We start from the raw sequence: 22555 nt of genomic DNA on the forward strand, positions 1-22555 counted from the left end.
ATATATGAATAAAATGAAAACTATCTCCATCGAACGACTTAAAGGGATTATGGCGCAATTGCGCCATCCCCAGAATGGCTGTCCCTGGGACAAAGTACAAACTTCCGCCACGATTGCCCCTTACACGCTGGAAGAGACTTATGAAGTACTCGATGCGATTGAACGCAATGATACTCATGCCCTGAAAGAAGAGCTGGGGGATTTGCTGTTTCACATTGTGTTTTATGCCCAGATGGCTCAGGAGCAGCAACAATTTGATTTCGACGATATCTGCGAGGCAGTATGCGACAAACTGGAACGTCGCCATCCTCATATCTTCAATCAACAAGCGGGGATCAGCAGCGAAGAGGCAATAGGAAGCTGGGAGCGGCGCAAAACCGCAGAAAGGGCAGAGAAAGATCAGCACTCAGTACTGGATGATATTCCTGCCAGTCTGCCGGCCCTGATGAAAGCCTATAAGATCCAGAAACGCTGTGCTTCGGTTGGTTTTGATTGGGATACACTTGGCCCTGTGTTGGATAAAGTCTATGAAGAAATTGACGAAGTCATGGCTGAAGCACAGCAGGCCGTTGTTGATGAAACCCGACTGGAAGAAGAATTGGGAGATTTACTGTTTTCGGTGGTCAATTTGTCCCGCCATTTGGGTCACAAGCCGGAGATGGCATTACAAAAAGCCTGCCAGAAATTTGAAAATCGTTTTCGCAATGTCGAAAAACTGATCCTGGACAAAGGATTGACACTGGAAACTGCTACATTGGATGAGATGGATGCTATGTGGCAGCAAGTGAAAAATCAGCAGCTATAAGCCAGCGATAGAAAAAACGACATAAAAATAGCGGAAAGGATGTCGCATGCGTAGCTGAATAACCTGAATTAAGTGAAAAAATTTCACACTAATAACTTGATGAATTTAAAGAGAAAGCAGTGCGGTTACTTCGCAGTGTTACTGATTAAGTGGCACTTTACCCTGTTTAGATGGTTTGTAGCGAAATTAAGGTTAGGGTATACTGCTTTCCCGTCCTGTTATATTCATCATCCTTTTAAACCTAAACTTTCAGGTTCAGCATGAAAACTAATTATATTTTTGTGACCGGCGGGGTCGTATCCTCTCTGGGTAAAGGCATTGCCGCAGCCTCTTTGGCGGCTATACTCGAAGCCCGTGGACTCAATGTCACCATTATGAAACTGGACCCGTACATCAACGTCGATCCAGGCACAATGAGTCCAACCCAACACGGGGAAGTTTTCGTTACCGAAGACGGCGCTGAAACTGATCTTGATTTAGGTCATTACGAACGTTTCATCCGAACTAAAATGACACGCCGTAATAACTTCACGACCGGCCGTGTCTACTCTGAAGTGTTGCGCAAAGAACGCCGTGGCGATTATTTGGGTGCAACCATTCAGGTTATCCCTCACATCACCAATGAAATCAAAGACCGTATCATCCGTGGTGCAGAAGGCCATGATGTTGTGCTGGTGGAAATCGGCGGTACTGTCGGTGATATCGAATCTCTGCCATTCCTCGAAGCCATTCGTCAGATGGCGGTAGAAGTGGGCCGCGAAAATACGCTGTTTATGCACTTGACTCTGGTGCCTTATATGGCCGCAGCGGGCGAAGTGAAAACTAAGCCAACCCAGCATTCCGTGAAAGAATTGCTGTCCATTGGCATTCAGCCGGACGTGCTGATCTGCCGTTCAGATCGCATCATTCCCGCCAATGAGCGTGCAAAAATTGCGCTTTTCTGTAATGTACCAGAGAAAGCGGTTATCTCCTTAAAAGATGTTGATTCTATTTATAAAATCCCAGGCCTCTTGAAATCTCAGGGCTTAGATGATTATATTTGTAAACGATTCAGCATCGAGCGCCCGGAAGCAGATCTGTCCGAATGGGAACAGGTCATTTACGAAGAAGCCAATCCATCGGGTGAAGTTACCATCGGGATGGTGGGCAAATACGTTGAACTGCCAGATGCTTATAAATCCGTGATTGAAGCACTGAAACATGGTGGGCTGAAAAATCGCCTGACGGTCAACATCAAGCTGATCGATTCACAGGACGTCGAAACCCGTGGTGTTGAAGTGCTGAAAGGTCTGGATGCAATTCTGGTACCGGGCGGCTTCGGTGGACGTGGTATCGAAGGCAAGATCATGACGGCCCGTTACGCCCGTGAGAACAACGTTCCATACTTGGGCATTTGTCTGGGTATGCAGGTTGCCCTGATTGAGTTTTCCCGCAACGTTGCAGGAATGGCAGGGGCCAACTCGACTGAATTTGAGCCTGAATGTAAGTTACCGGTTGTTGGCCTGATCACTGAATGGCGTGATGAGAACGGCAACCTAGAAGTACGCAGCGAAGAGAGTGATCTCGGCGGAACGATGCGTGTTGGTGGTCAGTTGTGCCATCTGACTGAAGATAGTCTGGTGCGTAAACTGTATGGCCAGGATGACATCATTGAGCGTCATCGCCATCGTTATGAAGTGAACAATTTGTTGTTGAAACGCATTGAAGATGCAGGCTTGCGTATTGCAGGCCGTTCAGTCGATAACAAGTTGGTGGAAATCATTGAAAACCCTGCGCATCCATGGTTTGTGGCATGCCAGTTCCACCCGGAATTCACTTCAACGCCTCGCGATGGTCATCCGTTATTTGCTGGCTTTGTTGAAGCTGCCGGTAAATATCAGAAAGGCCAGTTGAAATAAGATATGGGGCAATAGGTTGGTTTTAAGCTGATGACTCTTAAGATAATTGTTTTTAGTTTCAATCTATTGCCCGGAATTTAACTTGTACTGAGGAAAACCTAATGTCCAAAATCGTTAAAGTGCTTGGCCGTGAAATCATTGACTCCCGTGGTAACCCAACTGTAGAAGCAGAAGTGCATCTGGAAGGGGGCTTTGTCGGTCTGTCTGCTGCTCCGTCAGGCGCATCAACGGGTTCTCGCGAAGCACTGGAACTGCGTGATGGCGATAAATCCCGCTTCATGGGTAAAGGTGTACTGAAAGCCATTGCTGCGGTTAACGGCCCAATTGCACAGGCTCTGGTTGGTCAGGATGCGAAAGATCAGGCTAACATCGACAAGATCATGATCGAGTTGGATGGAACTGAAAACAAATCTAACTTCGGTGCTAACGCGATTTTGGCCGTTTCCCTCGCGAACGCCAAAGCAGCGGCAGCAGCGAAAGGTATGCCTCTTTACGAGCACATTGCTGAGCTGAACGGCACTCCGGGTCAATTCTCTATGCCATTGCCAATGATGAATATCATCAACGGTGGTGAGCATGCTGACAACAACGTAGACATTCAAGAATTCATGATTCAGCCAGTGGGTGCAAGCACTCTGAAAGAGGCTGTGCGCATGGGTTCTGAAGTGTTCCACAATCTGGCAAAAGTGCTGAAAGCAAAAGGCATGAATACTGCGGTAGGTGATGAGGGGGGTTATGCGCCTAACCTGGAATCTAACGCAGCAGCGTTGGCAGCAATCAAAGAAGCGGTTGAGAAAGCAGGTTACGTACTGGGTAAAGACATTACTCTGGCTATGGACTGCGCAGCTTCTGAATTCTATAACGAAGAAACTGGCAATTATGAACTGAAAGGCGAAGGCAAGACTTTCACCTCTCAGGAATTTACCCATTATCTGGAAGGCTTAACCAAAGAATACCCAATCGTTTCCATCGAAGATGGTCTGAACGAATCTGACTGGGAAGGTTTTGCTTACCAGACTAAAGTTATGGGTGACAAGATCCAATTGGTTGGTGACGATTTGTTCGTAACCAACACTAAGATCCTGAAAGAAGGTATCGAAAAAGGTATTGCAAACTCCATCCTGATCAAATTCAACCAGATTGGTTCTTTGACTGAAACTCTGGCTGCAATCAAGATGGCAAAAGATGCAGGTTACACCGCAGTTATTTCTCACCGTTCTGGTGAAACTGAAGATGCAACCATTGCTGATTTAGCAGTAGGTACCGCAGCGGGTCAAATCAAAACCGGTTCTATGAGCCGTTCTGACCGTGTTGCTAAATACAACCAGCTAATCCGTATCGAAGAAGCATTGGGTAATCGTGCACCTTTCAACGGCCTGAGAGAAGTAAAAGGTCAGGCATAATTGCTGGCTGATTTCGATAAAAAATAAATTTTATTTATGTTTTGGCGAAAGGGTTTAAACTCTTTCGCTTTTTCGCAAAAGAAAATTTTATTTTTCCTGGTAACTATCGACACAATTACAACGTTAAAATGTGACATAACAACAGAAATTAAGTCTATTTTTTGAACGCTTACTCAGTAATTAGTCAAATCCCGCGTAATAGATCCCAAAATCATACAACTCGTATTTTCTTCCTTGCTGATACTCCTTATTATTTCACATGTAATGTAATTCTTTAACATTTGTGGCAATGATTCATCAATTATTCTTTTTACATTACAGAGTCATGTATCATTGTTTTATGGAGTCTTCATGGACGCTTCTGAATCTTTAACCCCAGCGATTGGGCCTACCCCCTCAAATAAAAGAGGCTTAATTATTTTTGCGCTGGATATCATCTTGCTTATAGCGCTGCTTAAGTTTTTGCCTTATGGAGAAAAAGCAAATGCAGGCTTGGCACTAATGGCTTTTGTTGGTGTGTTATGGCTGACCGAAGCCATTCACGTCACGATTACTGCACTGTGTATTCCGATTCTGGCTGTAGGAATGGGATTGATGAATACCGGTGATGCACTGGAATCTTTTGCAAACCCGATTATCTTTTTGTTCTTCGGTGGCTTTGCACTGGCAACCGCGTTACATATCCAGGGTCTGGACAGATTGATTGCTAACCGCCTGTTGATGATTGCCCGTGGGCGCTTATCTGTGGCGGTATTGCTGATATTTGGCATTACTGCATTACTTTCCATGTGGATCAGCAATACAGCGACTGCCGCAATGATGCTGCCATTGGTTCTCGGTATTCTGGCTAATCTGGATGTACGCTCTGAGCGTAATACTTTTGTATTCGTCCTGTTAGGCGTGGCATATAGCGCCAGTATTGGTGGTTTGGGAACGTTAGTAGGAAGCCCGCCAAATGCCATCGCAGCAGCGCAATTGGGCATGGATTTCATCACATGGATGAAATATGGCGTGCCGATGGTGATCATCCTAATGCCTGTCATGGTCGGGTTGATGTACTTCATGCTGCGTCCAAATCTGAACCACAAATTTGATCTGGAATTGGAACAGTTGGAATGGAATGGCAAACGTGTTATTGCCATGAGCATTTTCCTGTTAACCGTCGTGTGCTGGATTTTCAGTTCATTGATCAGTGATGCACTCGGAGGTGTAAAAGATCTGGATACCATTATTGCGGTGAGCGCCGCTATCCTGATTGGTATCTCTGGCGTATCAACGTGGTCACAGATTCAAAACAACACTGAATGGGGCGTATTGATGCTGTTCGGTGGTGGTCTGACTCTGAGTGCGGTCATGAAAAATTCCGGTGCCAGTGAAGTGATGGCGAATGGTATGGCGGCGACTTTTGGCACAAGCCCCTGGTTTGTCATTATCATCGCAGTTGCAACGTTTATTATCTTCCTGACAGAATTTACAAGTAACACCGCGAGTGCAGCGCTGCTTGTGCCTATTTTTGCCACAATTGCAGAAGCGTTGGGAATGCCGGTCATGGTTTTGACCATGATCATTGGTATCGGAGCATCTTGTGCATTTATGCTGCCTGTAGCAACACCACCTAACGCGATTGTTTATGGCTCCGGCTATATCAAACAGATAGAAATGGTCAGAGTCGGTATGGTGCTGAACGTGGCATGTATTGCCATTATTTCTGCGATTGCCTGGTTCTTCTGGCTGTAATGATTAAATAAATCATGAGAATCGCCACCTGCAAGGGTGGCGATTGTTTTTAGTCTTCTTTGGTACTGATATAGATGTTTTTCACTTCGGTGTAAGCATCCAACATCATCTTATGGGTTTCACGCCCAAGCCCTGATTTCTTATAGCCGCCGAAAGGTGCATGAGCAGGCAGTTCGTGATAGGTATTAATCCACATACGACCTGTCTTGACCGCTTTGGCGACGCGAAGGGCACGGTTAATGTCCTGAGTCCATACGGCACCTGCCAAACCATATTCGGAATCATTGGCCATTTCAATGACCTCTTCTTCATTACTGAATGGAATGACACACAGCACTGGCCCGAAAATTTCTTCCTGAGCAACCCGCATCTTATTGGTGACATTGGTGAGAATAGTGGGGTGGATGAAGAATCCGTTATCATATCCTTCACCTGTCATACGCTTTCCGCCAGTCAGAACGGTTGCCCCTTCCTGTTTCGCAAGATCGATGTAACCCAAAATGGTATTCATCTGCTCTTCACTGACCTGGCTGCCCATCTCGGTTTCTGCCAGCATCGGATCGCCTACTTTGACTGATTCAAAGACCATTTTCAGCGACTTTAAAAACTCATCGTGAATATCTTTATGCAGGAACAGGCGGGCACCGGATTCACAGGCTTGCCCCTGATTCAACAAAATTGCGTAGGCAGCATGTTTGACTGCTTTTTTCATATTGGCATCAGGGAAGATGATATTGGCAGATTTACCACCTAATTCCAGTGTTGCTGGAACAAGTCTTTTCGCCGCTGCTGCGGCAACGTTGTAACCGACTTCTGTTGATCCGGTAAAGGCTACTTTGTCAATGTCTTCATGGTCGAGGATAGCCTGGCCGACGATTGAACCACGCCCCGTGACGATATTGACAACGCCCGCTGGCAGAACTTGATTCATTATGCGCCCTAGCTCAAGTAGCGTTATTGGGGTCAGGCTGGCAGGGTTGATAACAATAGTATTACCGGCTGCAAGGGCCGGAGCGAGTTTCCAAGCCGCCATTAATAACGGGAAATTCCATGGAATAATCTGCCCGACTACGCCAATAGGTTCTCTGATCACTAAGCTCAGTGTCTCGTTATCGATAACGTCACTGGTATCAGAATGAGCACGGATAACACCGGCAAAATAGCGGAAATGATCAACGGAGAAAGGAATATCAAAATTACGGCATAGCGCCTGAGTCTTACCACCATCTAATGTTTCAAGAGTAATAAAACGCTCCGCTTCCGCTTCCAGTAAGTCAGCGATTTTCAACAACATGGATTGTCTTTCTGCGGCAGAGGTCTTACGCCATGCTGGCAGGGCTTTTTGGGCAGCTTTGACGGCAAGCTCGACATCTTCGGCGTTACCCGCAGCATATTCTGTGAGTAATTCACCGGTTGCCGGGTTATAACTTTTTAGCGTATTTTTTGAAACACTATCGATCCATTCTCCGTTAATCAACATCTTATAAGATTTAGCGGGTAACAGTTCTTTGGCAATATCATGTAATTTTTTCATTATCTTCTCCGGGTACTTTGGTTTTTGGTATGCTAGGACATAAGTTTTTAAGTTATTATAGGATTAACTCTTAATTTTTTAACAAAATTGTATTGAAATATAAAACGATCGTGTCAATAAATGAGAGATATAAAATTTAATTCCTTGTTAAAACGATAAGTCAGTAAAAAAGTGGCCTGATTTAATAAATCCTCCTAAATATCTTTCTGATACTAAATTGAAATTACGGTTTCAATTGTTAATTATCCGGTTTATTTAAATGAACAATTATAATTATCTGGTTTTTCTAATTAATTTCTCTATGAAATGATAATTTGTTTTTCTTGGATGAACAGAGACAAAAGCCATCTGATTATTTGATGGCTTTTAGCATGATTTGTTGAGGGAGGATTATTTATATTTATTTTCTGAATTGGAAGAAAATTATTTTGCTGTTATCCAGAAAACGCCACTGCCATCAAGTGCTGTGAACGTTTTATGCACATAAATATTATCCGCGTGAGGATCGATATCTTTGAAGAGATTAGGGTGTAACCATTTTGCAATGGCTTCTACGGCGATAATATTAAATGGAGTATCATAATATTGATGATAAATTGCCATGACGCGTTTTTCGCGATACGATTTCAAAACTTTCAGCTTGGGGCGCGAGAGCAATTTTTGGAAACGTTTCTCTGATGTTGCCAGATCTCCTGTATAGCCCAACGGAACTGATTGGCTGTTTGAGTGTACTGTATCCCAATCTGCTACGGTCATCAGGTAATAATCGGGATTGCTGGTCAGCAATTGCTCCTCATTAATTTTTCCACCCATACCTGAAAACCATTTACTGCCCATATTATCACCACCCGCGGCAGCAACAAACTCCCCGAAATTATTGGTGGCAAAAGTATTGCAGCAATCTTCAGCACCTAACATACCGGCATGACGCTCAATAAAAATGCTAGGGAGCTGTTCTGGAGGTAATGCCGCAATGCGCTCATTAATCATAGATAAGCGATTTTCGTAAAACTGAATGAATTTATTGGCATTCTCTTCCTGCTTAAAAACTTTTCCTAGTAGTTTCATACTGGGGACTGTATTAGACAAGGGATTTTGGCGAAAATCGATGAAAATAACAGGGATGCCCATTTTTTCTAATAAGTTAATGGTGTTGCTGCTATCCAGTTTGGGTTTCAGGCCAATATCAAAAATAACCAGATCGGGCGAATAAGTCATGGCTTTTTCGACACTGAAATCACTGGTGTAAGGGTTAGGAAAGACCGGAATGTTCCTTAATTGAGGAAATTTCTTTTCGTAGGCAGTGGCAAGGTCAGGCGCTTTTTTCTCCAGTGCATTATCCCACGCAACAATGCCTTTAAGTGGCTCTGAGGGATGTAAAATATTTAGGGCAATAAGTACCCGGCTATCAGCCAGCATGGCTCGTTCAACAGGCGCATTGACTGTGACTGTGCGACCGGCAACATCTTTGACTGTAATTTTTTCTGCCTGAGCATATAACGGTAATGATATGAATAATGCAGATAGGAAATATTTTATAACGTTATGAATAGAAGGCATTTTTTCTCCTTTTGTCATAATTCATCTTCATTTTGATGCCAATTTTTGATGCCAATGATGAAAAGTTAATAAAGACAGCCCATTGATATAACATAAAAACAGCGTCTGGATACTAACTGATTGGAATTTATTTATCGTTAATTCAGCAAGGTAATCAATAAGGAAATTATGAATATCCCTGATTTAATAATAAAAATTTTTATTAGAACGACTTACTTGTTCACCATCTGCTATTATTACCCTATCGGTAATAGGCGGGGTTGAGCATGAAAAAATTGTTGGCAATTTGTTTATTGGGTGTTGCATTGGTGGGGTGTGATAATCAACTCAAAATTGATGGAACAAACGAAATAGCGGCAAAAATATCCATTGAGAAAATCAGAGATACTTTACCAGAAGATAAAAAATTACAATTTGATGATTCATTAAATATTACCATGATAAATAATATCGACTTTGATGATTTGTTCAAGGATAACAAGAATGGGAATATCAAATATGGAGATATCCAAAAGTTAGAACAGCGATTTTATCAATCCCTTAATGGGAAAACGGCAGATCAGGTTATTGAAGAAGCAGAAAAAATTAAAGCGCATGGTGTGAACAGTAGATAACGATATTCGTAGCCCACCTATGGTGATATTGCGCAAGATTGCTTAATAAGGTGCTCTGATTGCGGGGGCATCTTGTTGTTTATGTTGGTTTCAATAATATTAATTTTTCTCCACATTGCCGACAAACGTAGCAACTCTTTCCTTTAAGGACTTTGTTGTGTTGTCTTATTGTCAGCTCATGTTGCTGGCAGTGACAAGTGTAAGTGAACATTTTACTGCGAACAGAATTGACTGAAAATTGATGTGTCCGGTTAGCCGGAACTTTAAGCACGGTTTCCATAAGGAAACGCCACTCTTTTCCGTGTGGAACGACTTTGCCAAACTGATGATAAGCCAATAAGTGGGCTAGTTCATGAGGGATCACTTGATCAATAAATGCTTGCTGATTTTCTATCAACAAAACTGGATTCAGGCGGATTTCCCAATCTTGCAATCGGGCGCTGCCTGCGATTGTGCCTCTCTGCCGATAGGTTACGCAGGGTTCAGGAAAAGACTTTTGCAGAAAATCACTTGCCAGTGCCAGCTTTTGTCTCATGGTACGCATAACAGCTTGCTGTAAGAAAAGAGGAACTCTGACGGATTTCATCACGGTTACATACTGTATTTTTGATATAAAATTGATTGTAACTGGCTGACTGGTTATAAAAAAACCCGCAGAACATTTGCGGGTTTTGTCGATTAGCAAAGAATTATTTCAGTCCTGCTGCTGAACGCAGAATTTCTGCTTTATCTGTTGCTTCCCACGGGAATTGTTCACGACCAAAATGACCGTATGCCGCAGTATCACGATAGATCGGGTGCAGAAGATCCAGCATCTTAATCAAACCGTAAGGGCGCAAATCAAAGAATTCACGTACTAACTGAGTCAACGTTGCAGTTGGCACTTTCTCTGTTCCGAATGTTTCTACCATGATGGATGTTGGTTCTGCAACACCGATAGCATAGGACACCTGGATCTCACAGCGATCAGCCAGACCGGCTGCAACAATATTTTTGGCAACATAACGTGCTGCATAGGCAGCAGAACGGTCAACTTTGGATGGATCTTTACCTGAGAATGCACCGCCACCATGACGAGCCATACCACCGTAGGTGTCTACGATGATCTTACGGCCAGTCAGACCACAGTCACCCATTGGCCCGCCAATCACGAAACGACCCGTTGGATTGATGAAATATTTGGTCATTGGAGTCAGCCATTCAGTTGGCAGTACAGGCTTGATAATTTCATCCATCACGGCTTCTTGCAGCACTTTTTGATCGATATTTTCGGCATGCTGGGTAGAAAGCACAACGGCATCAATACCGACGATTTTGCCGTTATCGTACTGGAATGTGACCTGACTTTTCGCATCAGGGCGTAGCCATGGCAGGGTGCCATTTTTACGAACTTCAGCCTGACGCTCAACCAAACGGTGTGCATAAGTGATAGGTGCCGGCATGAAAACATCGGTTTCATTGGTCGCATAGCCAAACATCAAGCCCTGATCACCTGCACCTTGCTCCAGAGGATCTGCGCGATCAACACCCTGATTGATATCAGGAGATTGTTTACCAATTGCACTGATAACGGCGCATGAGCTGGCATCAAAACCCATATCTGAGCTGGTATAGCCAATTTCACGTACTGTACGGCGAGTAATTTCTTCGATATCAACCCAAGCACTGGTAGTGATTTCGCCACCCACCATGACCATGCCAGTTTTAACATAAGTTTCGCAGGCAACACGCGCTTTAGGATCTTGTTCTAAGATTGCATCAAGGACGGCGTCGGAAATTTGATCGGCAATTTTGTCTGGATGTCCTTCTGAAACAGATTCAGAAGTAAAAAGATGTGTTGTCATTATATTTTATTACCTTAAATATAATCTTGGTTTAAGGGTAGATGTTTTACCATCTAGATGGCTATTTTAAGTTACTCTTGCTAAGGTTACCAGTCTTTTTAATTTTAAATATCTTTAATGGTGTGACATTTTAGTTTCCATTACTAAAAACTATGGGTTTGTTAGCCCCATTTAAATCAATTTCATTTTGCAATTTTATTGGATTGAAGGTATAAACTGCGCGCGTAGCATAAGTCATTATTTGCACTTGAAGTTACAGGCTTTGCAGGAGATGTACAGGTGTCCTGCTTCTCAATTGAGAAACGGCTTGCGATAGGTGAGCCATGTGGGGTGAATGGGGTTATGAACCATTATCTGCTGATTATTAACGGCCAACAGCCACATTGTGCCATTGATGTATCCACATCTTGTTTCTTCCTTTCAGATATGAATTCATTTCGATGTTACCCGCAGTATATAAGCAAGCAGGCAATATCGAGTTGGCATCATGTAGTCACACAGTAAGTATATTGTTTAGTTTCTTCTAAACGTTCCTATAATCTTAGAGCATGCTGTTCCCTGACATTTTTTAATGCGCAAGATACGCACGATAAAATAGTGTCTTGGGTGATTGACTTTACAGGTGAAGGCAAACCTCGACTCCATGTAAGGAGACTGCCATGAATGATAATATCGCTCGCAAAATGCGACAGACCTATAACATCGCATACTGGGGCGGCAGTTATTACTATGTCAATGATCTGGGCAATGTTAGTGTTTGTCCAAACCCTGATTTGCCGGAAGCTCAGATTGAGCTTGCCGATTTGGTGAAAAAAGTTCAGGAAGAAAAAAAACAGCTACGCTTACCGGCGTTGTTTTGTTTTCCCCAGATTTTGCAACATCGTCTGCGTTCCATTAATGCAGCGTTCAGACGTGCGCGTGAATCTTACGGTTATAAAGGGGATTATTTTCTGGTGTATCCGATCAAGGTCAATCAGCATCGCCGTGTTATTGAAACACTGGCAAACGCTGATGAACCTGTTGGATTGGAGGCAGGCTCTAAAGCGGAATTAATGGCAGTATTAGCTCATGCTGGTATGACAGGTACTGTAATTGTCTGTAATGGTTATAAGGATCGCGAATATATTCGTTTGGCGTTGATCGGTGAAAAGCTGGGACACAAAGTGTATCTGGTTATCGAGAAGATGTCTGAGATTGAGATGGTGCTGGAAGAAGCTAAACATCTCAATGTGATCCCCCGCTTGGGCGTTCGGGCGCGTTTGGCGTCTCAAGGTTCAGGTAAATGGCAGGCCAGCGGCGGTGAAAAATCCAAATTTGGTTTGGCGGCGTCACAGGTATTGCAATTGGTTGAAACCCTGCGTTCAGCAGGCCGGTTGGACAGTTTACAACTACTGCATTTCCATTTAGGTTCCCAATTGGCAAATATCCGTGATGTGGCAACTGGTGTACGTGAATCTGCCCGTTTTTACGTCGAACTGTCTAAACTGGGTGTCAATATTCAGTGCTTTGACGTTGGCGGTGGTTTGGGCGTTGATTATGAAGGCACACGCTCTCAGTCAGAATGTTCCGTTAACTACGGCCTGAATGAATACGCGAATAACGTTATTTGGGGAATTGGTGACGCATGTGAAGAACATGGCTTGCCTCATCCAACCGTTATTACGGAATCCGGTCGCGCATTGACTGCCCACCATACGGTTTTGGTCTCTAATGTTATTGGGGTAGAACATAATGAGTTTACCGAAACAACGCCGCCAGCCGAAGATGCCACACGTCCTCTGACCAGCCTGTGGGAAACATGGTTGGAAATGCAGTCTGACGGTAGCCGTCGTTCCCTGCGTGAGTGGCTGCATGACAGCCAGTTTGACCTGCACGAAGTTCATACCCAATATGCCCACGGTATGTTGAGTTTGTCGGATCGGGCATGGGCAGAAGAACTGTATTTAAATATTTGCCGCCACATTCAGCAGGATCTTGATCCAAGCAACCGTGCTCATCGTCCGATCATTGATGAATTGCAAGAACGCATGGCAGATAAATTCTATGTGAATTTCTCGTTGTTCCAGTCGATGCCGGACGCATGGGGAATTGATCAGTTATTTCCTGTCCTGCCAATTGAAGGATTAGATAAGCCACTGGATCGTCGTGCTGTTCTGCTGGATATTACCTGTGACTCTGACGGTACGATTGATCATTATGTTGACGGCGATGGTGTGGCAACAACAATGCCAATGCCCGCTTACGATCCAGAAAATCCACCATTGATTGGTTTCTTTATGGTTGGGGCGTATCAGGAAATTCTGGGTAACATGCATAATCTGTTTGGCGATACAGCAGCTATTGATGTTTATGTTGCAGAGAATGGTACGGTGACTTATCGGCAGAGCGAAGAAGGTGATTCTGTCGCCAATATGCTCCAATATGTCAAACTGGAGCCGCAGGTACTGTTGACCCACTTCCGTGATCAGGTGAAATCGGCCGATCTGGATGAAAATTTGCAGGAGCAATTCCTGCAAGAGTTTGAAAGTGGCCTGTATGGTTACACTTATTTGGAAGATGAGTAATTTTGATTAGTCATTGATCCTTATGAATAGTCATTCTTAATCATGTGTTTTATGTAATGATTTTGAATGGCTATTTTTTTCTCCTGATGGAGAACCTTATGGTATGTTGAAGGTGAGTTTAAAAATCGTAGCATAGATATAGATACCGGAGAGTTCTGTGTGGAATAATCACTTTATTCGCAATCGTATAAAAATAGAGGATAAAATGGCTCAATCTTTATTAACTTATATATTGGCTATAAAATCGTTATCCTCGGCTGTTAAAATCATTTCAGAAAATGAAACAGTTAATTTTTTAACAGATGAAACTTCTACCATTGAAGATAAAGAAATTATTTATACATTTGATAACGGAGTAAGAGTGCTTTATCTGGAAGAATCCGAAAAACTGGATAACGAATATATTGAACAATTATGCCAGGAGAAATGGATGAGTTATAAGATATTAGATAGTAACGGATTGACAATTACTCCTCGCGAAAAAAATTTCTATAATATATGTCAGGAAAAATATTGGATTAAAAGCCAGATGCTCTTCAGAAAACTTCCATTGATTTACCTTTGATAATGGTAAAGAGATAGCATCTTAAATCATTAAGTTGGATTCTGCCAAAGATATCCTTTATCTCCCGCATTAATATTCTTTCTTTAACTCCTCTCGTATGCTTAAGGTAACCGTCTGTCACCGTGTTTGGGGGAGTTTGTAACTTGTTTTTTATCCTGGAATTGGTAGCCATCTTCGCAAGTACCTTAAATGCCTGTTTGATATTTTGTGGGATGAACTTCTCAAAGTTGTGGCAAGCAGAAAACATGTCTAATACTATATGATTAGTCGTTAAGCGGAAGATGTTTTGGGAATTTTTCTTGTTTGTACGTGAAAAGTGCGCATTTGTTTCTTTCGTTTTGGATTGATTGCTAACATTTTGTTTTATTTGAATTTAAAATGATAGCGTATTTGGAAGATTAATCTTCTGGCGTAAATAAGCCTCCGTGCCGCTCGTTATTACCCGCCATTGAATATTGTCAATATTGGGTACTGATAATAAGCTGGTATGGGACTTTTGAGGATATATCATGAGTATTAGCTCCTTAGGAAACCAAATTGATAATTCTTTGGTTTCAAATGCCTTTGGCTTCCTGCGTTTTCCGTTGAACTTTCAACCCTATTCCAGTGATGCGGAATGGGTGATTACCGGTATTCCTTTTGATATGGCAACATCGGGACGCGCGGGTAGCCGCCACGGGCCGGCTGCCATTCGTCAGGTATCGACTAATCTGGCGTGGGAAAGCAGCCGTTGGCCGTGGAACTTTAACTTACGTAAGCGCCTGAATGTGGTGGATTGCGGGGATCTGGTATTTAACTTCGGTGATGCCCAGGATATGAGTGATAAGTTGCAGGCACATGCTGAAAAGGTGCTGGCATCGGGTAAACGTATGCTGTCTTTCGGTGGTGATCATTTTGTCACTTTGCCACTGTTGCGTGCCCATGCGAAACACTTCGGCAAAATGGCGCTGATCCATTTTGATGCTCATACGGATACTTATCCAAATGGCAGCAAATTTGATCATGGTACGATGTTTTACCATGCACCCAATGAAGGGCTGATAGATCCTCATCATTCAGTACAAATCGGTATTCGTACTGAACATGATACTAATAACGGTTTCACGGTGCTGGATGCTGGTCAGGTTAATGATCGCGGTGTTGATGAAGTTGTTGAACAGATCAAAGCAGTGGTTGGTGATCTGCCAATTTATCTGACATTCGATATTGATTGCCTTGATCCGGCCTTTGCTCCGGGAACAGGAACGCCGGTGATTGGTGGGTTGACATCAGATCGCGCATTGAAAATAGTGCGTGGCTTGCAGCCGCTGAATATCGTTGGCATGGATGTGGTGGAAGTCGCACCGGCTTATGATCAATCCGAAATTACGGCGCTGGCTGCTGCTACCATTGGATTGGAGCTGCTGTACTTGCAGGCTTCTAAGAAAAAGGTTTAGTGTATTGAGCCAATAGATTATTTGTATCTATTGTAAACTGTTTTTGAAGGCTCACTTTGCATGTGGGCCTTTATTTTTATTATTTAATTTTGTGATTAAATTTAACTTACTATATATGTCAGCACTTGTTGTCGGGGCATGAGAGCAAAATTTCCATTAAATTGCGAGCCAGCTTGATACTCATCAGATAATGTTTGCAGCAGTTGGATGCTGACAGAGTGGTCATTACAATTAATGGATGTAATTTCAGCCGCATGGAAATCAAAAAAGCGTTTTACATGGGGATAAAGTGCTTTAAAAAGGCTCTCTTTGATAGAGAACGTAAGGGTGAATGCCTGTTCAAAAGGCAATGCGCATTCCTTCAGTAGTATCACTTCGTTGTTATTGATGATGCTGGATGAAACGCTTTCGACGATGTCTGATTTAATCTCTTGCTCGATATCCACGCCGATTATCCGGTATTGATGACAATGAGCGGCAAACGCAATAGCACAGTTGGTTGAGTGAGAGATGGAGCCACAAATATTGTCAGGCCAGATTGGGGAGCGGTCTTGGGCATTGGTGACCTGAAAATCAGGGTAACCCAAGTTATTTAAAACTTGTTGGGTACAGTAGCGGGCTGCCAGATATTCCGCCCGCCGTTTATTAACTGCATTCTGTAATCTGGCCGGATAGGTAATGCCATATTTATCAAATAAGGTATCCCGATAGCAGGCCTGATCAAAATAGGTTTGCATGATTTGAATATCAGGATGTTCTGGCAGTATTCCTGTTTGTATTTCTTTGAAAAAACTATCATTTATGGTAATAGCTTGGGCAGGGGTAAAAGTGATTTTTTTCATCATGGTTTTTTATTGTTAACTGTAATTATCAGATAGTGGATCATTCGAAAATGGTTATGGCTTGATTTTGCCATATTCTAGTTTTAGTTCACTAATACGCTGACTCTTTTTATACTCTGCCTTGTTATCATTTTTAAAAAAAGAGGTTAATGTGGAAATATTAGTGACAGGTGGAATGGGATATATCGGTAGCCATACTTGTGTTCAAATGCTTGAAGCAGGCATGACGCCGATCATCATTGATAATCTGTGCAATGCCAATCGTGAAGTGCTGGCGCGAATTGAGGCATTGACTGGTGTTCAGCCCCTGTTTTATGAAGGGGATATTCGTGATGAATCATTTCTTGATGCTATTTTCGCCCGCCATCAAATTCAGTCGGTTATTCACTTTGCCGGATTGAAAGCTGTTGGTGAATCTGTCGCTAAACCTATCGAATATTATGACAACAATGTCAATGGAACGCTGGTACTGGTGCGTAGCATGCACAAAGCGGGCGTAAAAAGCATTATTTTCAGTTCATCCGCAACGGTATATGGCGATCCTGATATCGTACCGATTACTGAACAATCTGCTGTAGGAAATACGACGAATCCTTATGGCACCAGCAAGTATATGGTGGAGCGCTGCTTGTCTGATCTTCATCATGCAGAAAATGATTGGTCTGTGGTGTTATTGCGTTATTTCAATCCGGTTGGTGCTCATCCGTCAGGTACGATGGGAGAAGATCCCCAAGGTATTCCGAACAACTTAATGCCTTATATTGCTCAGGTTGCGGTAGGCCGTCGGGAAAAACTGTCTGTTTATGGAAATGATTATCTGACTTCTGACGGTACAGGAGTGCGTGATTATATTCATGTGATGGATTTGGCTGACGGACATGTTGCTGCACTCAATGCTGTTGGCAAGAAATCAGGCTTGCATATCTACAATCTGGGAACAGGAAAAGGCACGAGCGTACTGGAAATGGTAGAAGCTTTCAGCAATGCGTGTGGCAAACCAGTTCCTTATGAAATCTGTCCTCGTCGTCCGGGTGATATTGCTGAGTGTTGGTCAAGCCCAGAAAAAGCCGGGCGTGAGTTGGGTTGGAAAGCAAATCGCACCATCGTGGAAATGACCGCAGATGCGTGGCGCTGGCAATCCCAAAATCCCAATGGTTATAGTGTGAAATAACAAAAAAGTGTGAAATAACAAAAAACTCTGGCTCCCGGTGGTGTGGTGAAGATAAAGAAAATCCAATGATGCCAAAGATGCAGTTCAATCCCGTTGATTGTCCACATAGGCGATATAACCCGTTGACGGGGAAATGGATTATTGTCTCACCACACAGGGCCGGGCGGCTGTGTCGTAGCATTGATCGCGCCTGATTTAGTAGAAAGCGTAAAAAAAGCGATCGAACAGCAATACGAAAAGCTAAAACAGGTTTAAAAGCGACTATCAAAAAGGAGTATGACTATGAGTTCTGATCTGCAACAAGCAACGCTATATCAACAAATGCTACACCAACAATGGACAGACGTTGATAATTACCTTAAGAAAACGCTGTTACCCCCATCTCCACATCTTGAACAGACACTTGAATACAATGCCAGCCAAGGGTTGCCAGCCATTGATGTTTCTGCGCTGCAAGGGCAATTTTTGCTGATGATGGTGCAAATAAGTGGCGCAAAACGTATTCTCGAAATTGGTACGTTAGGGGGATATAGTACTCAATGTATGGCAAAGGCATTACCCGATGACGGCCTGCTAATCACACTGGAAAAAGATCCCAGAGTCGCCGCAGTGGCTCAGCACAATATCGAACGTGCGCAGCTTGACCATAAGATCAACGTTATTGTGGGAGATGCCGCTGACACTTTGCAGAAACTAGATACAGAAGCCTCCTTTGATTTGATTTTTATTGATGCTGATAAGCAGAGCAGTTTGTTATATCTCGATTGGGCAATCAAACTAAGCCATCCGGGAAGCGTTATCATCATGGATAACGTGATCCGTGAAGGTGAGATTTTGCATGAGCAGCGTAGTGAGCTTGTTGAGGGAGTGCGTCAGGCACTGGATAGCATGATTAACCGATCCGATGTCACTGTAACTGCCTTACAGACTGTAGGGGACAAAGGTTGGGATGGATTTGCATTATTACGGGTAAATGAACGGGTAAATACGGAAAAAGGGCTTATCCAATAAATTTTTAAATTATGGCAATAATAGGTGACAAAAAGGATGGCTTAGTTTTAATAAACCATCCTTGCTTTAATATTATGGCTTTTGAGTTTCTGCTTTATTTACCGGAGTGGATTTCCGGGCTGACTGACATGCTTTACGTTCACCGGGTTCACGCTCTTGAATGATTTTTGCGGTTTCATCTACGGCAGGAAGGGAAAAGCCCATATCATCATAAGCACCAAAACCAATTAAACGATAACTGTTTAGTGGGGTATCCATTGGGACACGAAACTCTTTTTTCTCTCCCGGTGCCAATGACTGAAATGAATGTACTGCCAGTGCACCCGGCTCACATTTAGCATTAAGAGGCAAAACCGCCAGATAACCACCCGCCACAGGTTGGTCACCTTTATTTTGCAGTGTACCGCCTACAAAAAATTTACCATTTGCGCCCAAGCCCATATGAAACAACAGATGCGCTTCTCCTTTTGCCCATAATGCAGGGGTGAACAAACTGCCCGCTAATAACATTGCACTGTACGTATAACCACGCAATTTCATCTTGATTCTCCTATTCATAAGGTTCTCACATTTCCTGACTGAAATAGGTATTGCAGTGGTTGGCAAAAAAATCAAGCAGTCAATAACCTTGCACATTGATTTAACATGTTTCGCATTGATAACGGCCATTTCTAAAATGCCATTTATTACTTGTGCGGGGATCTAATATCATGTAGACCGGTTTCGTTAGCGTAAATCCCATTTTTGAATATAAAGTGTTTGGTCTGTACCTCTTAAGGTGTTTACCTATCAATATAGAATTAGTTAATTACCTTTTGTTATATGTAGTTTGTATTTATTCTTTCAAATTAATTGCCATGCGGCGTTATTCTTCCCCACTCTAAAAGTTTTTATTCGCAAATTGTACCGATTATCAAGAGGCTAATATGGCAGCACCACGTTCGGTTCTTGAACTTATAGGGAATACACCGTTACTCGAACTTACACATCTGGATACAGGCCCATGCCAGTTGTTTATTAAACTGGAAAACCAAAATCCAGGTGGTTCGATTAAAGATCGTGTTGCGCTTTCAATGATTGAGCAGGCCGAAAAGCAGGGGGTATTGAAGCCGGGAGGCACTATCATTGAGGCTACGGCGGGGAATACGGGTATCGGTCTGGCATTAGTCGCTACGATGAAAGGTTATAAATTGATTTTAGTCGTGCCTGATAAGATGAGCAGGGAAAAAATTTATCACCTGCGTGCTCTGGGAGCGGATGTGCGCCTGACTCGCTCTGATGTGGGAAAAGGGCATCCTGAGTATTATCAGGATTACGCGCTGCGCCTATCGAAAGAAATCAGCGGAGCTTATTATATCGATCAATTCAATAATCCTGCGAATTCATCCGCTCATGTTGCAACGACCGGCCCTGAAATCTGGCAGCAGATGGAACAAAATGTAGATGCTGTAGTCGTTGGTGTCGGTTCCGGCGGTACGCTAGGTGGCCTGAGTCAGTATTTTAAGGAAGTCTCTCCTCAGACTGAATTTGTCCTTGCCGATCCTAAGGGCTCTATTCTTGTCGATTATGTTGAACATGGTCATTATGACGAAGCCGGCAGTTGGTTTGTGGAAGGTATTGGGGAGGATTTTGTCCCACCTCTTGGCGATTTTTCTAAAGTTAATCACGCCTATAGCATTACTGATGCAGAGGCGTTTTCTAGTGCGCGGGATTTATTACTGACAGAAGGCATTTTGGCCGGCTCCTCTTCGGGGACATTGCTGGCTGCGGCACTGCGCTATTGCCGTGCTCAGACAACGCCGAAACGCGTGGTCACGCTTGCTTGTGACAGCGGTAATAAATATTTGTCTAAAATGTTTAATGATTACTGGTTATTGGAGCAGGGCTTACGATCACAGCCAAAAGAAAATAACTTAAGTGATTACATCACCTATCGTTATCGGGATGGTGCGACGATTTCAGTTTCACCGCAAGATACCTTGCAAATTGCTTATGGCCGTATGCGCCTTTATGACATCTCACAGTTACCCGTAATCGAAAACGAACAGGTCGTTGGTATCATTGATGAATGGGATCTCATGAATACGATCCAGGCCAATTTCCACAATTTCTCTCTGCCTGTGACTCAAGCAATGACCAGCCAGGTTCAGACACTTCATAAAAAAGCATCATTGGAGCAGTTAATTGCTACTTTTGATGCCGGTCATGTGGCTTTGATTGTTGATGATAGCAATCAATTCCTCGGCCTTGTAACTCGTACTGATGTGCTGAATACATGGCGTCAACAACTCAATTGAATTCTTTCAGGAATAAATTAATGACTAAGTTTGATACAAAAAGCGTTCATGCAGGCTATGTACCTGATCATACAGGAGCAGTAATGCCAGCAATCTACGCCACCTCGACTTATGCTCAACCCGCACCTGGCGAGCATACAGGATATGAGTATTCCCGTAGTGGGAACCCGACACGTCATGCGTTGGAAAATGCAATTGCTGAGTTGGAGAACGGCACGCGTGGTTATGCTTTTGGTTCGGGTTTGGCCGCGAGTTCGACCATTCTGGAATTGCTGGATAAAGATAGCCATATCATTGCGGTGGATGATCTTTATGGCGGTACTTATCGACTGCTGGAGAAAGTGCGTCGCCGGACGGCGGGTTTACAGGTCACTTACGTTGAAGCAGGAAATACCGCGGCTCTGGAAGCTGCGATTCAGCCCGATACTAAAATGATTTGGGTGGAAACGCCGACCAATCCATTGCTGAAACTGGCTGATTTGGCCGCTATTGCACAGATTGCACAGCGGCACAATATTATCAGTGTTGCGGACAATACTTTCGCTTCCCCTTATATTCATCGCCCGCTTGATTTAGGGTTTGATATCGTTGTTCACTCAGCAACCAAATACCTTAATGGTCATTCTGATGTTGTCGCTGGCCTTGCTGTGGTAGGGAACAACGCTGAATTGGCGGAGCAGGTGGCTTTCCTGCAAAATTCCATTGGTGGCATTCTTGACCCATTCAGCAGTTTCCTGGTCCTGCGTGGTATTCGGACATTGGCGTTGCGTATGGAACGCCATATTGCCAGTGCAGAGAAGATTGCTCATTGGTTGGAACAGCAGCCGCAAGTTGAAAAAGTCTACTATCCGGGCCTGATTTCCCATCCTCAGCATGAACTGGCAAAACGTCAGATGCGTGGCTTTGGCGGTATGATTTCCATTGTACTGAAAGGGGGGGAAGATTATACGCGTCAGGTCATTAAAGAATTGCAATTATTCACATTGGCGGAAAGTCTGGGTGGCGTGGAAAGCCTTGTTGGTCAGCCATTCACTATGACCCACGCATCTATTCCATTGGAAAAACGTCTGGCAGCAGGTATCACGCCACAGTTGATCCGTATTTCAGTGGGCATTGAGAATGCTGATGATTTAATTGCGGATTTATCTCAGGCGTTTGAAAATGCGAGTCTTTAACAGACGGTAAGATAATATAATAAAAAATATGATGCCAAACGATATTTTTTCGTTTGGCATTTTTTTATCTGATTAATTTATAGGGAGATCTCTTAAAAG

General features: G+C 43.4%; 18 protein-coding genes and 1 pseudogene. 13 read left to right on the forward strand and 6 right to left on the reverse strand.

Going from position 1 to position 22555, the window contains the following annotated elements; translation table 11 throughout:
• Positions 1–4: 4 nt before the first annotated feature.
• From mazG to Xenpb_RS07680, 4 genes are all read left to right on the forward strand, one after another.
• The gene (gene mazG, locus Xenpb_RS07665; protein ID WP_187653781.1) at positions 5–805 is read left to right on the forward strand and encodes a nucleoside triphosphate pyrophosphohydrolase; all 801 of its coding nucleotides are present in this window, start codon (positions 5–7) and stop codon (positions 803–805) included.
• A gap of 260 nt (positions 806–1065) precedes the next feature.
• Positions 1066–2703: a glutamine hydrolyzing CTP synthase gene (pyrG, locus tag Xenpb_RS07670; RefSeq protein WP_187653782.1), complete on the forward strand. Its 1638-nt coding sequence runs from the start codon at positions 1066–1068 to the stop codon at positions 2701–2703.
• Positions 2704–2804: 101 nt separating this feature from the next.
• Positions 2805–4106: a phosphopyruvate hydratase gene (gene eno, locus Xenpb_RS07675; protein WP_047963646.1), complete on the forward strand. Its 1302-nt coding sequence runs from the start codon at positions 2805–2807 to the stop codon at positions 4104–4106.
• A gap of 351 nt (positions 4107–4457) precedes the next feature.
• Positions 4458–5843 (forward strand): DASS family sodium-coupled anion symporter, encoded by a 1386-nt coding sequence (locus Xenpb_RS07680; protein WP_187653783.1) that lies wholly within the window; start codon positions 4458–4460, stop codon positions 5841–5843.
• A 49-nt stretch (positions 5844–5892) separates the two neighbouring features.
• Here the strand turns inward: Xenpb_RS07680 and Xenpb_RS07685 are convergent, their stop codons facing one another.
• Entirely contained in the window at positions 5893–7377 is a 1485-nt protein-coding gene (locus Xenpb_RS07685; RefSeq protein WP_187653784.1) for an aldehyde dehydrogenase family protein, read from the reverse strand.
• Positions 7378–7800: 423 nt separating this feature from the next.
• Entirely contained in the window at positions 7801–8937 is a 1137-nt protein-coding gene (locus Xenpb_RS07690) for an ABC transporter substrate-binding protein (protein ID WP_187653872.1), read from the reverse strand.
• A gap of 266 nt (positions 8938–9203) precedes the next feature.
• On the opposite strand from Xenpb_RS07690, the gene Xenpb_RS07695 reads away from it, so the two are divergent.
• Complete coding sequence (locus Xenpb_RS07695; protein ID WP_187653785.1) at positions 9204–9551, forward strand: DUF6694 family lipoprotein; 348 nt, start codon at positions 9204–9206, stop codon at positions 9549–9551.
• 79 nt (positions 9552–9630) lie between these two features.
• Here the strand turns inward: Xenpb_RS07695 and Xenpb_RS07700 are convergent, their stop codons facing one another.
• On the reverse strand, positions 9631–10137 hold the full coding sequence (locus Xenpb_RS07700; protein ID WP_187653786.1) for a SprT family zinc-dependent metalloprotease: 507 nt from the start codon (positions 10135–10137) through the stop codon (positions 9631–9633).
• 103 nt (positions 10138–10240) lie between these two features.
• The gene (gene metK, locus Xenpb_RS07705) at positions 10241–11395 is read right to left on the reverse strand and encodes a methionine adenosyltransferase (RefSeq protein WP_187653787.1); all 1155 of its coding nucleotides are present in this window, start codon (positions 11393–11395) and stop codon (positions 10241–10243) included.
• A gap of 659 nt (positions 11396–12054) precedes the next feature.
• Between metK and speA the strand changes: the two genes are divergently transcribed.
• The 3 genes from speA (at position 12055) to speB (ending at position 15960) form a co-directional block, all read left to right on the forward strand.
• Entirely contained in the window at positions 12055–13959 is a 1905-nt protein-coding gene (speA, locus tag Xenpb_RS07710) for a biosynthetic arginine decarboxylase (RefSeq protein ID WP_187653788.1), read from the forward strand.
• A 157-nt stretch (positions 13960–14116) separates the two neighbouring features.
• Positions 14117–14524 (forward strand): hypothetical protein, encoded by a 408-nt coding sequence (locus Xenpb_RS07715; protein WP_187653789.1) that lies wholly within the window; start codon positions 14117–14119, stop codon positions 14522–14524.
• Between the two features lie 509 nt (positions 14525–15033).
• A complete protein-coding gene (gene speB / locus Xenpb_RS07720; RefSeq protein ID WP_187653790.1) occupies positions 15034–15960 on the forward strand; it encodes an agmatinase in 927 nt (308 codons plus the stop codon).
• 101 nt (positions 15961–16061) lie between these two features.
• Here speB and Xenpb_RS07725 read toward each other — a convergent pair whose 3' ends face one another.
• The gene (locus Xenpb_RS07725; protein ID WP_255523071.1) at positions 16062–16805 is read right to left on the reverse strand and encodes a 4'-phosphopantetheinyl transferase; all 744 of its coding nucleotides are present in this window, start codon (positions 16803–16805) and stop codon (positions 16062–16064) included.
• Positions 16806–16953: 148 nt separating this feature from the next.
• Between Xenpb_RS07725 and galE the strand changes: the two genes are divergently transcribed.
• The 3 genes and pseudogenes from galE (at position 16954) to Xenpb_RS07735 (ending at position 18984) form a co-directional block, all read left to right on the forward strand.
• On the forward strand, positions 16954–17973 hold the full coding sequence (gene galE, locus Xenpb_RS07730) for a UDP-glucose 4-epimerase GalE (RefSeq protein ID WP_187653791.1): 1020 nt from the start codon (positions 16954–16956) through the stop codon (positions 17971–17973).
• A gap of 77 nt (positions 17974–18050) precedes the next feature.
• Positions 18051–18140: pseudogene (locus Xenpb_RS19925) on the forward strand (hypothetical protein); the annotation flags it as partial.
• 115 nt (positions 18141–18255) lie between these two features.
• The gene (locus Xenpb_RS07735; RefSeq protein ID WP_255523073.1) at positions 18256–18984 is read left to right on the forward strand and encodes an O-methyltransferase; all 729 of its coding nucleotides are present in this window, start codon (positions 18256–18258) and stop codon (positions 18982–18984) included.
• Between the two features lie 72 nt (positions 18985–19056).
• Here Xenpb_RS07735 and Xenpb_RS07740 read toward each other — a convergent pair whose 3' ends face one another.
• Complete coding sequence (locus tag Xenpb_RS07740) at positions 19057–19524, reverse strand: membrane-associated Zn-dependent protease 1 (RefSeq protein ID WP_187653792.1); 468 nt, start codon at positions 19522–19524, stop codon at positions 19057–19059.
• A 386-nt stretch (positions 19525–19910) separates the two neighbouring features.
• Between Xenpb_RS07740 and Xenpb_RS07745 the strand changes: the two genes are divergently transcribed.
• Positions 19911–21281, forward strand: coding sequence for a cystathionine beta-synthase (locus Xenpb_RS07745; RefSeq protein ID WP_187653793.1), 1371 nt, complete (start codon positions 19911–19913; stop codon positions 21279–21281).
• A gap of 20 nt (positions 21282–21301) precedes the next feature.
• Positions 21302–22456, forward strand: coding sequence for a PLP-dependent aspartate aminotransferase family protein (locus Xenpb_RS07750; protein WP_187653794.1), 1155 nt, complete (start codon positions 21302–21304; stop codon positions 22454–22456).
• Positions 22457–22555: the final 99 nt, after the last annotated feature.

This window comes from Xenorhabdus sp. PB62.4, assembly GCF_014467285.1.
Lineage (GTDB): Bacteria > Pseudomonadota > Gammaproteobacteria > Enterobacterales > Enterobacteriaceae > Xenorhabdus.

What these genes read in the sequence shown, in the direction of transcription:
- Xenpb_RS07735 (WP_255523073.1), top strand. Translation starts at nt 18,256, where the DNA reads ATGAGTTCTGATCTGCAACAAGCAACGCTATATCAACAAATGCTACAC.
- metK (WP_187653787.1), bottom strand. Translation starts at nt 11,395, where the DNA reads ATGACAACACATCTTTTTACTTCTGAATCTGTTTCAGAAGGACATCCA.
- mazG (WP_187653781.1), top strand. Translation starts at nt 5, where the DNA reads ATGAATAAAATGAAAACTATCTCCATCGAACGACTTAAAGGGATTATG.
- Xenpb_RS07685 (WP_187653784.1), bottom strand. Translation starts at nt 7,377, where the DNA reads ATGAAAAAATTACATGATATTGCCAAAGAACTGTTACCCGCTAAATCT.
- eno (WP_047963646.1), top strand. Translation starts at nt 2,805, where the DNA reads ATGTCCAAAATCGTTAAAGTGCTTGGCCGTGAAATCATTGACTCCCGT.
- Xenpb_RS07725 (WP_255523071.1), bottom strand. Translation starts at nt 16,805, where the DNA reads ATGATGAAAAAAATCACTTTTACCCCTGCCCAAGCTATTACCATAAAT.
- speB (WP_187653790.1), top strand. Translation starts at nt 15,034, where the DNA reads ATGAGTATTAGCTCCTTAGGAAACCAAATTGATAATTCTTTGGTTTCA.
- Xenpb_RS07690 (WP_187653872.1), bottom strand. Translation starts at nt 8,937, where the DNA reads ATGCCTTCTATTCATAACGTTATAAAATATTTCCTATCTGCATTATTC.
- Xenpb_RS07740 (WP_187653792.1), bottom strand. Translation starts at nt 19,524, where the DNA reads ATGAAATTGCGTGGTTATACGTACAGTGCAATGTTATTAGCGGGCAGT.
- Xenpb_RS07745 (WP_187653793.1), top strand. Translation starts at nt 19,911, where the DNA reads ATGGCAGCACCACGTTCGGTTCTTGAACTTATAGGGAATACACCGTTA.
- Xenpb_RS07750 (WP_187653794.1), top strand. Translation starts at nt 21,302, where the DNA reads ATGACTAAGTTTGATACAAAAAGCGTTCATGCAGGCTATGTACCTGAT.
- Xenpb_RS07680 (WP_187653783.1), top strand. Translation starts at nt 4,458, where the DNA reads ATGGACGCTTCTGAATCTTTAACCCCAGCGATTGGGCCTACCCCCTCA.
- pyrG (WP_187653782.1), top strand. Translation starts at nt 1,066, where the DNA reads ATGAAAACTAATTATATTTTTGTGACCGGCGGGGTCGTATCCTCTCTG.
- speA (WP_187653788.1), top strand. Translation starts at nt 12,055, where the DNA reads ATGAATGATAATATCGCTCGCAAAATGCGACAGACCTATAACATCGCA.
- Xenpb_RS07695 (WP_187653785.1), top strand. Translation starts at nt 9,204, where the DNA reads ATGAAAAAATTGTTGGCAATTTGTTTATTGGGTGTTGCATTGGTGGGG.
- Xenpb_RS07700 (WP_187653786.1), bottom strand. Translation starts at nt 10,137, where the DNA reads ATGAAATCCGTCAGAGTTCCTCTTTTCTTACAGCAAGCTGTTATGCGT.